Source organism: Pseudomonas sp., from assembly GCF_051660785.1.
Lineage (GTDB): Bacteria > Pseudomonadota > Gammaproteobacteria > Pseudomonadales > Pseudomonadaceae > Aquipseudomonas.
In genome coordinates this window covers 34,907-48,097 of the sequence record NZ_JBOFQE010000011.1, presented here as the reverse complement: position 1 = coordinate 48,097, position 13,191 = coordinate 34,907, and the positions used below count along the sequence as shown (strand labels likewise).

Genomic DNA, 13,191 nt, shown 5'->3' with positions numbered 1-13,191 from the left:
TGATTGGGTTGAATGCGGTATTGGTGAACGCCCCAAAACACCTGTGGGAGCTAGCCTGCTAGCGATGGCGCCATAACATTCAACATCTTGGTTGACTGTCACACCGCCATCGCGAGCAGGCTCACTCCCACATTTGATTGGGTTGAATGCGGTATTGGTGAACGCCCCAAAACACCTGTGGGAGCTAGCCTGCTAGCGATGGCGCCATAACATTCAACATCTTCGTTGACTGTCACACCGCCATCGCGAGCAGGCTCACTCCCACTTTTGATTGGGTTGAATGCGGTATTGGTGAACGCCCCAAAACACCTGTGGGAGCTAGCCTGCTAGCGATGGCGCCATAACATTCAACATCTTGGTTGACTGTCACACCGCCATCGCGAGCAGGCTCACTCCCACATTTGATGGGTTGAATGCGGTATTGGTGAACGCCCCAAAACACCTGTGGGAGCTAGCCTGCTCGCGATGGCGCCATAACATCAACAACTTCGTTGACTGTCACACCGCCATCGCGAGCAGGCTCACTTCCACACTTGATCGGGTTGAATGCGGTATTGGTGAACGCCCCAAAACACCTGTGGGAGCTAGCCTGCTAGCGATGGCGCCATAACATTCAACATCTTGGTTGACTGTCACACCGCCATCGCGAGCAGGCTCACTCCCACACTTGATCGGGTTGAATGCGGTATTGGTGAACGCCCCAAAACACCTGTGGGAGCTAGCCTGCTAGCGATGGCGCCATAACATTCAACATCTTCGTTGACTGTCACACCGCCATCGCGAGCAGGCTCACTCCCACAGGGGATCTCTGTTGGCCACAAGTACTGTGGCAAGGAGTCTGGGTTAGTTGTCGTACCCGAGGTTTGGCGCCAGCCAGCGTTCGGTCACGCTTAACTCCTGGCCCTTGCGCGACGTGTAGCTCTGCACCTGGTCCTTGTCGATCTTGCCTACCGCAAAGTATTGCGCTTGCGGGTGGGCGAAGTACCAGCCACTGACCGCTGCAGCCGGGAACATCGCGTAATGCTCGGTGAGGAACACGCCGCTGCGGCCGGCCTGCATCTCGCTGGCTTCAGGGTCGAGCAAGGCAAACAGGGTGCTTTTCTCGGTGTGATCCGGGCAGGCCGGGTAGCCAGGCGCCGGACGGATTCCGGTGTATTGCTCTTTGATCAGCGCCTCGTTGTCGAGGGTCTCGTCCTTGGCATAACCCCAGTGTTCCTTGCGGACCTGTTGGTGCAACCATTCGGCACACGCCTCGGCCAGGCGGTCGGCCAGGGCCTTGACCATGATCGAGTTGTAATCATCGCCAGCGTCTTGATAAGCCTTGGCCACTTCTTCGGCACCGATACCGGCGGTGGTGATAAAGCCACCCACGTAGTCGGTGATTTCGCTGTCCTTCGGCGCAACGAAGTCGGCCAAGGAGAAGTTCGGCTTGCCGTCGGTCTTGATGATCTGCTGGCGCAAGTGATGCAGCTTGGCAATCGGCTTACCGTCATCGCCGTAGACTTCGATGTCATCCTCACGCACCTGATTGGCTGGCCAGAAACCGAACACCGCACGCGCGCTGATGAGTTTCTCGTCGATCAGCTTGGCGAGCATTTCCTGGGCATCGGCGTACAGCGCGGTGGCGGCTTCACCGACCACTTCATCGGTGAGGATGCGCGGGAACTTGCCAGCCAGGTCCCAGGAAATAAAGAACGGCGTCCAGTCGATGTACTCGGCCAGGACTTTCAAGTCGATGTTGTCCAGCACACGGGAACCGGTGAAGGTCGGTTTGACCGGCGCGTAGCTGCTCCAGTCGAACTGCGGCTTCTTCGCGATGGCGGCCGGGTAGCTCAGGCGTTCGGTGCGGGCGCTGCGGTTGGCGGTGCGCTCGCGAACGTCGATGTACTCCAGGCGGGTCTTCTCGACGAACGCCGGTTTCAATTCCTTGGACAGCAACTGCGTCGCCACGCCCACGGCGCGGGAGGCGTCGGTGACGTAGATCACCGCATCGTTGCTGTACTTCGGCTCGATCTTCACCGCCGTGTGTGCCTTGGAGGTGGTCGCGCCACCGATCATCAACGGCAAATGGAAATCCTGACGCTGCATCTCGCGGGCCACGTGGACCATTTCATCCAGCGAAGGCGTGATCAGGCCGGACAGGCCAATGATGTCGCACTTCTGCTCCTTGGCCACCTGCAGGATCTTCTCCGCCGGCACCATCACGCCGAGGTCGACGATGTCATAGCCGTTGCAACCCAGCACCACGCCGACGATGTTCTTGCCGATGTCGTGCACGTCGCCTTTCACCGTGGCCATCAGGATCTTGCCCTTGGCTTCGGGCTTGTCGCCTTTTTCCAGCTCGATGAACGGGATCAAGTGGGCCACGGCCTGCTTCATCACGCGGGCGGATTTCACCACCTGCGGCAGGAACATTTTGCCGGCGCCGAACAGGTCGCCAACGATGTTCATGCCGGACATCAGTGGGCCTTCGATGACTTCGATCGGCCGGGCGAACGACTGACGGGATTCTTCGGTGTCTTCGACAATGTGCGTGGTGATGCCCTTGACCAGCGCATGTTCCAGACGCTTGTTGACCGGCCAGCCGCGCCATTCTTCGGTCTCGGCTTCCTTGACGCTGCCGTCGCCCTTGTACTTGTCGGCAATGGCGAGGAGGGCGTCGGTGCCTTCCGGGGTGCGGTTGAGCACCACGTCTTCCACAGCGTCACGCAGTTCGGCCGGGATCTGGTCGTAGATCTCCAGCTGACCGGCGTTGACGATACCCATGGTCAGTCCGTTGCGGATCGCATAGAGCAGGAACACCGAGTGAATCGCCTCACGCACCGGGTTGTTACCACGGAACGAGAACGACACGTTGGACACGCCGCCCGAGGTCAGCGCGTACGGCAGTTCGTCACGGATGTAGGCGCAGGCGTTGATGAAGTCTACGGCGTAGTTGTTGTGTTCTTCGATGCCGGTGGCCACGGCAAAAATGTTCGGGTCGAAGATGATGTCTTCCGGCGGGAAGCCGACTTCGTTGACCAGAATGTCGTAGGAGCGTTTGCAGATCTCTTTCTTGCGCGCTTCGGTGTCGGCTTGGCCGGCTTCGTCGAACGCCATTACCACGACTGCAGCGCCGTAGCGCTTGCACAGTTTGGCGTGGTGAATGAACTGCTCGACGCCTTCTTTCATGCTGATCGAGTTGACGATGCCCTTGCCCTGAATGCATTTCAGGCCGGCTTCGATCACTTCCCACTTGGAGGAGTCGATCATGATCGGCACGCGGGAGATGTCCGGTTCACCGGCAATCAGATTGAGGAAGGTCACCATCGCCTTCTTCGAATCGAGCATCCCTTCGTCCATGTTGATGTCGATCACCTGGGCGCCGGCTTCGACCTGTTGCAAAGCGACTTCCAGGGCTTCGGTGTAATTGTCTTCACGAATCAGGCGGGCGAACTTGGCGGAACCGGTGATGTTGGTGCGCTCGCCGACGTTGACGAACAGCGAGCTGCGGTCGATGGTGAATGGCTCCAGACCGGAGAGGCGGCAAGCCTTGGGAATGTCCGGAATCTCGCGCGGCGCATAACCGGCCACGGCTTTGGCGATGGCTTCGATGTGGCCCGGTGTGGTGCCGCAGCAGCCACCGACGATGTTGAGAAAGCCGCTTTGGGCGAATTCTTCGATGACTTTGGCGGTTTCCGACGGCAGTTCGTCGTACTCGCCGAATTCGTTCGGCAGGCCGGCGTTCGGGTGCGCCGAGACGTGGGTGCCGGCCTTGTTTGACAGCTCTTCCAGGTACGGACGCAACTCGCTGGCACCGAGGGCGCAGTTCAGGCCGACGGAAATCGGCTTGGCGTGGGCCACCGAGTTCCAGAACGCTTCGGTGGTCTGGCCGGAAAGAGTACGGCCGGAGGCGTCGGTGATGGTGCCGGAAATCATGATCGGCAATTCGACGCCCAGTACTTCGTAAACCCCTTGCACGGCGAAGATCGCGGCTTTGGCGTTCAAGGTGTCGAAAATGGTTTCGATCAGAATCAGGTCGGCACCGCCTTCGATCAGGCCTTTGGTCGCCTCGGTGTAGTTCTCCACCAGCTCATCGAACGTCACGTTGCGGTAGCCGGGGTTGTTCACGTCCGGTGACAGCGAGCAGGTGCGGCTGGTCGGGCCGAGCACGCCGGCGACAAAGCGTGGTTTGTCCGGGTTCTCGAGGGTTTTCGCATCGGCGACCTTGCGCGCCAGGCGGGCACCTTCTACGTTCAGTTCGTAGGCGAGTTCTTCCATGCCGTAATCGGCCATGGAAATCCGGGTGGCGTTGAAGGTGTTGGTTTCCAGAATGTCGGCGCCGGCATCCAGGTAGGCTTTCTCGATGCCACCGATCACGTCCGGGCGCGTCAGCACCAACAGATCGTTGTTGCCTTTGACGTCGCTTGGCCAGTCAGCAAAGCGTTTGCCACGATAATCCTGCTCTTCGAGCTTGTAGCTCTGGATCATCGTGCCCATGCCGCCATCGAGAATCAGAATGCGCTCTTTGAGGGCGTGCTTGAGAGCTTGAAGGCGAACACTGCGATCGGACATTGGGACTACTCGAAAAGACCATGACGAAGGGCCGGGATGATAGCAAACCTGTGCTGTTTTAGAGCATGTCCCGGTTTTGCATGAATATCGCTCATGTTGATGCCAGTGCCGGACCGGTAGAATCGCGGCGTTTTTTCAGGATCAGGACCAGGGACATGTCGTATCGCGTCATCACCAGCATTTTTATGCTGCTTTTAAGCTGGGATGTCGTTGCGCAAGACGCGGCCGTTGCCCCTGCCATTTCCTACAGCCGGGACATTCAGCCGATCTTCACTGAAAAGTGCGTGGCTTGCCATGCCTGCTACGACTCTGCCTGTCAGCTCAATCTGGGCAGCGGCGAAGGCGTAGCGCGTGGTGCGACCAAAACTCCGGTCTACGACGGCGAACGCAGTCAGGCCGCTGCGCCGACCCGGCTGTTTTATGACGCCTTCGGCAAACGCGCCTGGCAGCAGAAGGGCTTCTACTCGGTGCTCGACGCCCAAGGCAGCCAGGCCGCGCTGATGGCGCGAATGCTGGAGCTGGGCCACAAAACGCCGCTGACGCCCAACGCCAAACTGCCGGAAGACATTGTTCTGGGCCTGAACCGGGAAAACATGTGCGCCATGCCGGCAGAGTTCGGCGGCTACGCCAGTACCCACCCGAAAGAAGGCATGCCGCTGGCGGTCACCGGCCTGACCGACCAGCAATACCAGACGCTGCAACGCTGGCTGGCCTCGGGTGCACCCATCGATGAGCAAGGCCTGGTCCCGAGCGCCAAGGAAACCTTGCAGGTGGTGCAGTGGGAAAATCTGCTCAACGCCCCGGGCGCACGGCAAAGTCTGGTGGGCCGCTGGTTGTTCGAGCATTGGTTCCTCGCCCATATCTATTTCAAGGACGGCGAACCGGGGCATTTCTTCCAGTGGGTGCGCTCGCGGACCCCGACCGGGCAGCCTATCGACCTGATCAATACCCGACGTCCGAACGACGATCCAGGCACTCAGGTGTATTACCGTTTGTGGCCGGTGCAAGGCGTGATCGTGCACAAGACCCACATCACCTATCCGCTGAGCGCGGCGAAAATGGCACGCATCAAAAGCCTCTTTTATAACGGCAACTGGCAGGTCGACGCCTTGCCGGGGTACGGGCCGGAACGACGGGCCAATCCGTTCACCACGTTCGAAGCGATCCCGGCGCAGGCGCGTTATCAGTTCATGCTTGATAACGCCGAATACTTCGTGCGCACCTTCATTCGCGGCCCGGTCTGCCGCGGTCAGATCGCCACCGATGTGATCCGCGATAACTTCTGGGCGCTGTTCCAGGCGCCGGAACACGACCTCTATATCACCGACCCGAACTATCGCGGCCAGGCCACGCCGTTGTTGGCCATGCCGGGGCAGAATGACGACGTCGGCAGCGTGCTGAGCCTGTGGCATGACTACCGAAACAAGCGCAATGAGTACGAAGCGCTGCGCCGGGACAACTACGCCGATCTACCTGCGCCGAGTTGGTCGACCCTGTGGGCGGGCAATGACAACGCGCTGCTGAGCATCTTTCGGCATTTCGACAGTGCTTCGGTGAACAAGGGCCTGATCGGCGACGTGCCGCAAACCCTGTGGCTGTTCGACTTTCCACTGCTGGAGCGCACGTATTATCAGTTGGCGGTCAACTTCGACGTGTTCGGCAACGTGTCTCACCAAGCGCAGACGCGGCTGTACTTCGACCTGATCCGCAACGGTGCCGAGCAAAATTTCCTGCGCCTGATGCCGGCCGATTCCCGAGACGATTACCTCGACGATTGGTATCAGAGCGGCGGCCAATTCAAGATGTGGCTGGATTACGAGGCCATCGACAACGACAAGCCGACGGCGCTGAAACTCGACGAGAAAGACCCGAAGCGCGACTTCGCCATGCAGTTGCTGGCCCGTTACGGCGAGCTCAATGCCAGGCCCGATCCGATCAATCGTTGCGAAGGTGCTTATTGCTCGCGGCCGAATATCGACCCGGACTTGCAGAGTGCCGAGCAGGCGCTCAGTCGTCTGACTTCACGCCCGGCGGCGGGTTTGAAGGTCATCGATCAATTGCCGGAAGCGACCATGCTGCGCATCGAAACCGCTGGCGGCAAGCGCGAGGTCTACAGCCTGTTGCGCAACCGCGCGCATAGCAATGTGGCGTTCCTGCTCGGTGAATCGCTGCGCTATCAGCCGGGACTCGATACGTTGACCATTTTCCCGGGTGTGCTCAGCAGCTATCCGAATTTCATGTTCAACATTCCCGCCGACCAGGTGCCGGCGTTCGTCGATGCGATGGAAAATGCCAAGGACGCGCACCGTTTCGAGAAAATCGTCGATCGTTGGGGCATTCGCCGCAGCCATCCGCAGTTCTGGTTTTACTTCCACGACCTGAGTCGCTACCTCCACGAAACCGAGCCGGTGGAAGAGGGCGTGCTGGACATGAACCGGTACGAGAATCTTTGATCGACCTTTAAGGGTGGGCAGGTGTCGGATTTCATAGGCACTGCCAATCCCCTGTGGGAGCGAGCCTGCTCGCGATAGCGGTGTTTCAGGCAAATCAATGTCGACTGACACGCAGCCATCGCGAGCAGGCTCGCTCCCACAGGGGATGTGTGGTGATTTGGAGATTAGCGATCGGAGGGCCGCCCATGTTGATTTCAGTACAGGCACTGCGCGCCATCGCGGCCTGGACGGTGGTCTGCCACCACTTCATGCAGATTTTCTTCGACTTCAAGGCCCGTGGCCCGGTGGGGCAGATGTTCATCGACAAGGGCGCGGTGGGCGTCGACATTTTCTTCGTCATCAGCGGTCTGGTGATCTTCCTGTCCACTGAAGGAAAATCGCTGCCGCCGATGCGGTTTCTGTTGTACCGCCTGTTTCGAATCGTTCCAGCGTACTGGCTCTACACGGTATTGATGGCACTGGTGGTCGTGTTCGCAAAGCCTGTGTTGCCGGACCAGACCGTCGACTGGTCGCATTTCCTGCTGTCGCTGTTGTTTATTCCCACGGAAAATCCCGGCGGCTACGGGATTTATCCGACGCTTAATGTCGGCTGGACGCTGAACTACGAAATGCTCTTTTATGTGCTGTTTGCCTGGGCATTGTTGTTCCGCTTGCAGGTTCGGCTGCTGATCGTAGCGGCGCTGCTGTTTGCGGTGTGCCAGGCGTGGACCGGTTATGGCTGGATCAGCGAGTTTTACCGTTCGGACATTGTTTATGAGTTTCTGCTAGGGATTGCCATCGGCATGGTCTACCGGCGCGGTTGGATCAAGCCCGGTTTCTGGCTGCCTTTGCTGGGGATTGGCGGTGCGTTGCTGGCCATTTATAACCTGGCGCCGCAACCACGTTTCCTGGCCTGGGGCGTGCCCAGCGCGGTACTGGTGATGGCGTGCATGGCGCTGGAACGCTTTTTCGAAAACACCCGGCTGTTCAAAGTGCTTGGCGATTGTTCCTACTCGGTGTACCTGATGCACGTGCTGGTCTTGTCTGCCGGTGGATTTGTCGCACAGCGCTATGGTCTGAATCCCTACGTGATGTTCGCGGTTTGTGCAGCGACTATCGGTCTGGCGTCCTGGGCAAGTTACGAATGGGTAGAAAAACGCAGCTATCTGTGGCTTAAAGCCAGGATTGACGGCGAAACGGATGCTCAACCGGTGACGGCTCTTTCCCGACAAAAATACTAGGACTTTGTGCGGCGCGATGATTGGCGTAAACTGCGCCCAAGCCTGCGAGGAGTTTCCATGACCGCTATTACCATCACCGACGCCGCCCACGATTATCTGGCAGATCTGCTCTCCAAGCAGAATACCCCGGGTATCGGCATCCGCGTCTTTATCACCCAGCCTGGCACCCAGTACGCCGAAACCTGCATTGCTTACTGCAAGCCGGGCGAAGAGAAACCTGAAGACACCGCGTTGGGGCTGAAAAGCTTCACCGCTTACATCGATTCGTTCAGCGAAGCCTTCCTGGACGACGCGGTAGTCGACTACGCCACCGACCGCATGGGCGGCCAGCTGACGATCAAGGCGCCAAACGCCAAAGTCCCGATGGTCAACGCCGACAGCCCGGTCAACGAGCGCATCAACTATTACCTGCAAACCGAGATCAACCCGGGGCTCGCCAGCCACGGCGGTCAGGTCAGCCTGATCGATGTGGTCGAGGACGGCATCGCCGTACTGAAGTTCGGCGGCGGTTGCCAGGGCTGCGGCCAGGCAGACGTCACCCTTCGCGAAGGCATCGAGCGCACCTTGCTTGAGCGCATTCCCGAGCTCAAGGGTGTTCGCGATGTGACTGACCACACGCAGAAAGAAAACGCCTACTACTGAGTAAGGTGTTCGCTGCGTAATGAAAAAACGGCACTGTGGCGAGGGAGCTTGCTCCCGCTCGATTGCGAAGCAATCGCAATACAGCCAATGCATTTTCCGTGATGAATGCGTTGGCTGATGTTGGGACCGCTTCGCGGTCCAGCGGGAGCAAGCTCCCTCGCCACAGGTGCTTTAGGGTCGGTATAGATGCGCATGCCCCGCGCGATACAGCGACGACTCGCTGAACTGATCGCTGCCCAACACCCGACCCACCAAAATCAACGCCGTCCGTCGAAACCCCTTCGCCGCCACCTTCCCGGCAATGTCCGCAATCGTCCCCACCACCCAATCCTGATCCGGCCAGGTCGCTCGGTGAATCACCGCGATCGGGCAATCCGCGCCGTAATGCGGCAGCAACTCGGCAAGGATTTTTTCCAGATGATTGACCCCCAGATGAATCGCCATGGTCGCCCCATGCTGCGCCAGGCTTCCCAGTTCTTCACCGGCCGGCATCACGGTTTTGTCGGCATAACGAGTCAGAATCACACTCTGTGAGACGTCGGGCAGCGTCAGCTCAGCTCCCAAAAGCGCTGCACACGCGGCAGTTGCCGTGACCCCGGGAATGATTTCAAACGCAATCCCGAGTTCGCGCAGATAACGAATCTGCTCGCCAATCGCCCCGTAAAGACTCGGATCGCCCGAATGCACCCGTGCCACGTCCTGGCCGTTGGCATGGGCAGTCTTGATCAGTTCAATGATCTGTTCCAGATGCAACTCGGCGCTGTTGACCACCTGTTCGGCACGATGGCCTTCCAGTACGGCGGCGGGCACTAAAGAGCCGGCATAGATGATAACCGGGCAACTGCGAATCAGTCGTTGGCCTTTGACGGTGATCAGTTCCGGGTCGCCGGGACCTGCGCCAATGAAGTAGACGGTCATCGTCCGTTCCTTTGAAAAAAATCTGTCAGAAAAAGGGCGTGGGCAAGGCTTCAGATGAAGATTGCTCATGATCGAAGGCGGGGATTATCGAGGATCTTATGCCACGCAGGCCAATGCCAAGGTGGCCTGGGCATACTTTTGTCGCGAGATCAGCAATTTTGCCGGGGCCTGGGCCAGTTGTTCGGCGAGGGCCAGGGCGGCACTTTCGGCGACGCCGTAACAGCCGGTGCGTTCGAACGCGATGTCCGAATGATGGCTGAGTTGCGGTTTGTAACCTTGCAATTGCTCGCTGCTGAAATACATCAGCGGTAACGCGAGTTGTTCGGCGAGTTCGACCAGGCCAGGCTCATTACGCTTCAGGTCGATGCTGGCCAGGGCCTTGATCTGGTGAAGTCCGATTTGATGAGCCTGCAATGCCTGGTCGATCAGCGCTCGCAGCGTGCTGACGGGGCAGCCGCGCTGGCAGCCCAGGCCGACCACTAAAGTCGGCGCTGTGCCGGTATCAGTCATGCGTGGTATTGGCCATCGCTCTTGCGACGGAACAACCACGCGCTGATCAGGCCCAGGGCCAGCCAGAACGCGACGTTGGTCAGCTGCGAAGCGATTTTGAACTGCGCTTCCAGGGCTTCTGGAGCCAGCATCGAGTGCACTTCCGGTTGCGGCGCGCCGATCACGTGCGGAACGGCGAGGATCGCCACGCCCAATACCTTCATCAACCAGTGACGGCTGAACACGATCAGCGCGATGCCGACAGCGGTGGAAGCGGCGGTGCCGATCCACCAGAGTTGCCGTTGAGCCAGATCAGCCGCGGCGGTGCCTGGCAACTCAGGCGGCAAGCCAAGGGTCGGCGCCAGCACGAAGGTTGCGTAACCGGCCAGGCCCCAAAGCAGACCCTGCGAAGTTTTGGTCGGTGCTCGCAAGGTGTAGAGACCGGCCAGCATCAAAGCGAAGCCGACGGCCACTACCAGATTGCCGCCCGTGGTCGACAACACGCGCTGCCAGCCGTCTTCCGGTTCCCAGGCTTCGGCATCGTGAGTGTGAGCAGCGACACCGGCGGCGTGTTCGTGAACTTCAACAGCGGCCGGTTCGGATTTTTCGTAGGTTTCGGCCTGCAGAATCAGCGGGGCGACCCAGAAGCTTTGCAGCAGAGTCAGCAACAGGGCGGCCAGCAGCCCGGTGAAACCTGCGGTTTGCGCAATACGCTTGATCATGTCGGCAGGTCTCAATGGCACGGAAAAGCGGAGCTGTGACGGGTGTCGTGCGCGGCGTTGTGCACGGCTTCGATGTGCGAGAAACCGGCGAAATACACCAGGCACGCGCCAAGGATCGATGCGCAAACGGCAGCGGTCAGGCGTTGGGTCAGGGTCGTGGTGGTGCTGGCGGTGCTGTGGCCGGTGCTGCTGATGATCGACATGGCGCTTCCCTCTGGTCTGTCAGCGGGTGAATAGAGCGCATGGAAGACCCCTGCGAGTCGGGCACGCAGAGGTACAACAGCGCCCGCCCACCGCGGGTTTGTTATTCAGTGATCGTAATGGTCACTGTGCGTTGCGGGCCGGTCTCCGGGCTCACGAGGGGCCAAGGCTTGCGCCTGAACCTGCAAGCATCACCTTCCCATGCCGAACTGCTGGCACAGTGGATCTGACGCTTCGCTCGCTTACCGTTGCGGGGGCAGCACCGGACTGACATGGCTTTGAGTAAAGCACATGATTCACCGGTTTCCCGTTTCACCCTGTGAAGGGCACCCGTAACAAGGCGTGTAGGAGAGCATGGGCGAGGGTTTGGCGTCAATTGGCATGGGTTCTCAACTATGAGGTGAGGTGAACTCATGTGGCGAGGGGATTTATTTGTGGCGAGGGGATTTATCCCCGTTCGGCGGCGAAGCCGTCGTAATTTCTGACAACTTGGAGTCGCTAGAAAAATGCAGGGGCCGCTTCGCAGCCCAACGGGGATAAATCCCCTCGCCACAGGTAAGCCCCCCACAGGGGCCGCAATCAGCCCAAGGACATTGACCCGCCCCAAGACGATGCGTAGCCTTGCGCTTTCGAGGTTCTTCGGCGTTTGCCGAAGCTAAGAAGGGAACGCGGTCGATGCCGCGGCTGCCCCCGCAACTGTGAACGGTGATGTTCGCTGCCACGCCACTGCAAACCCTGTCCAACGGGTTCGCGGGAAGGCGCAGCGAATGCCAGGCCAACAAGCCCGGCAAACCGTCAGCCAGGAGACCTGCCTCGACACAGATTCTCACTACAACCGGGCGGGGTGATCCGGTGGCGAACTCTTCCGCGCGCGCCCGTCGCTGCGATTGTCGTCCCGTATGCCCGCCACCTTGCCAAAGGGCATCCGATGAAAACACTGGCCAAACTCCCCGTCACCATCGTTACCGGCTTCCTCGGCTCGGGCAAAACCACCTTGCTGCGGCACATGCTCGACAACGCGCAGGGCCGTCGCATCGCGGTGATCGTCAACGAGTTTGGCGAACTGGGCATCGACGGTGAAATCCTCAAGCAATGCTCCATCGGTTGCACTGAAGAAGAAGCCAACGGCCGCGTCTACGAATTGGCCAACGGCTGCCTGTGCTGCACCGTTCAGGAAGAATTCTTCCCGGTGATGCGCGAACTCGTCGCCCGTCGCGGCGACCTCGACCACATCCTGATCGAAACCTCGGGCCTGGCCCTGCCAAAACCGTTGGTTCAAGCCTTCCAGTGGCCGGAAATCCGCAGCGCCTGCACTGTTGACGCGGTCATCACTGTGGTCGACAGCCCGGCCGTTGCCGCCGGCACCTTCGCCGCGTTCCCGGACCAGGTCGACGCCCAGCGCAAACTCGACCCGAACCTGGACCACGAATCGCCACTGCACGAACTGTTCGCCGACCAACTGGCCAGCGCCGACCTGGTGATCCTCAACAAGGCCGACCTGATCAGCCCTGAAGACCTGGCCCGCGTACGCCTGGAAGTCGCTGAAGAGCTGCCGCCAGCGGTCAAAGTCATCGAAGCTAGCAGCGGCCGCGTGCCACTGGACGTGCTGATCGGCCTCGGTGCCGGTTCCGAAGAACACATCGACAGCCGTCACAGCCATCACGATCACCACCACGAAGGTGAAGACGATCACGATCACGACGCCTTCGATTCCATCTCCATCGAACTGCCACAAGCCGACGAAAGCCTGCTGCTGGACGCGCTGACCCAACTGGTGGTCCAGCACGGCATTCTGCGCGTCAAAGGTTTCGCCGCGATTCCGAACAAGCCGATGCGCCTGCTGATCCAGGGCGTGGGCACGCGTTTCGACAAGCATTTCGACCGTCAGTGGGGCGCCGATGAAGCGCGCACCACGCGTCTGGTATTGATCGGCCAGGAACTGGACGCCGCTCTGCTCGAAGCGCAATTGCGCGCCGCGCTCAGCGTTTAAGC

Annotated in this window: 9 protein-coding genes and 2 riboswitches; of the genes, 4 read left to right on the top strand and 5 right to left on the bottom strand. The window is 59.7% G+C overall.

All coding sequences use genetic code 11. From position 1 onward, the window contains the following. Positions 1 to 843 precede the first annotated feature (843 nt). On the bottom strand, positions 844 to 4,554 hold the full coding sequence (gene metH / locus ACRC4F_RS03355) for a methionine synthase (protein WP_438658078.1): 3,711 nt from the start codon (positions 4,552 to 4,554) through the stop codon (positions 844 to 846). A gap of 155 nt (positions 4,555 to 4,709) precedes the next feature. Here metH and ACRC4F_RS03350 point away from each other — a divergent pair, with 155 nt between their 5' ends. The 3 genes from ACRC4F_RS03350 to nfuA all read left to right on the top strand — a co-directional run bounded on the left by ACRC4F_RS03350 (position 4,710) and on the right by nfuA (position 8,869). Then, positions 4,710 to 7,007 carry a fatty acid cis/trans isomerase gene (locus ACRC4F_RS03350; RefSeq protein ID WP_438658077.1) on the top strand — a complete coding sequence of 766 codons (2,298 nt, stop codon included), beginning with the start codon at positions 4,710 to 4,712 and terminating at the stop codon, positions 7,005 to 7,007. Positions 7,008 to 7,192: 185 nt separating this feature from the next. Next, a complete protein-coding gene (locus ACRC4F_RS03345) occupies positions 7,193 to 8,227 on the top strand; it encodes an acyltransferase family protein (protein ID WP_438658076.1) in 1,035 nt (344 codons plus the stop codon). 57 nt (positions 8,228 to 8,284) lie between these two features. Then, complete coding sequence (gene nfuA, locus ACRC4F_RS03340; RefSeq protein ID WP_007898222.1) at positions 8,285 to 8,869, top strand: Fe-S biogenesis protein NfuA; 585 nt, start codon at positions 8,285 to 8,287, stop codon at positions 8,867 to 8,869. 171 nt (positions 8,870 to 9,040) lie between these two features. Here the strand turns inward: nfuA and cobM are convergent, their stop codons facing one another. The 4 genes from cobM to ACRC4F_RS03320 form a co-directional block, all read right to left on the bottom strand. Further along, positions 9,041 to 9,787, bottom strand: a complete 747-nt coding sequence (cobM, locus tag ACRC4F_RS03335) for a precorrin-4 C(11)-methyltransferase (RefSeq protein WP_438658075.1) — start codon at positions 9,785 to 9,787, stop codon at positions 9,041 to 9,043. A gap of 96 nt (positions 9,788 to 9,883) precedes the next feature. Next, complete coding sequence (locus ACRC4F_RS03330; RefSeq protein WP_438658074.1) at positions 9,884 to 10,297, bottom strand: cobalamin biosynthesis protein; 414 nt, start codon at positions 10,295 to 10,297, stop codon at positions 9,884 to 9,886. Further along, positions 10,294 to 10,998, bottom strand: a complete 705-nt coding sequence (locus ACRC4F_RS03325) for a CbtA family protein (protein WP_438658073.1) — start codon at positions 10,996 to 10,998, stop codon at positions 10,294 to 10,296. The genes ACRC4F_RS03330 and ACRC4F_RS03325 overlap by 4 nt, the downstream gene beginning before the upstream one ends. 11 nt (positions 10,999 to 11,009) lie before the next feature. Next, positions 11,010 to 11,201 carry a CbtB domain-containing protein gene (locus tag ACRC4F_RS03320; protein ID WP_438658072.1) on the bottom strand — a complete coding sequence of 64 codons (192 nt, stop codon included), beginning with the start codon at positions 11,199 to 11,201 and terminating at the stop codon, positions 11,010 to 11,012. A 119-nt stretch (positions 11,202 to 11,320) separates the two neighbouring features. After that, positions 11,321 to 11,548: riboswitch (cobalamin riboswitch) on the bottom strand. 266 nt (positions 11,549 to 11,814) lie between these two features. Next, positions 11,815 to 12,029: riboswitch (cobalamin riboswitch) on the top strand. Positions 12,030 to 12,127: 98 nt separating this feature from the next. Here ACRC4F_RS03320 and cobW point away from each other — a divergent pair. Then, the gene (cobW, locus tag ACRC4F_RS03315; RefSeq protein ID WP_438658071.1) at positions 12,128 to 13,189 is read left to right on the top strand and encodes a cobalamin biosynthesis protein CobW; all 1,062 of its coding nucleotides are present in this window, start codon (positions 12,128 to 12,130) and stop codon (positions 13,187 to 13,189) included. Positions 13,190 to 13,191: the final 2 nt, after the last annotated feature.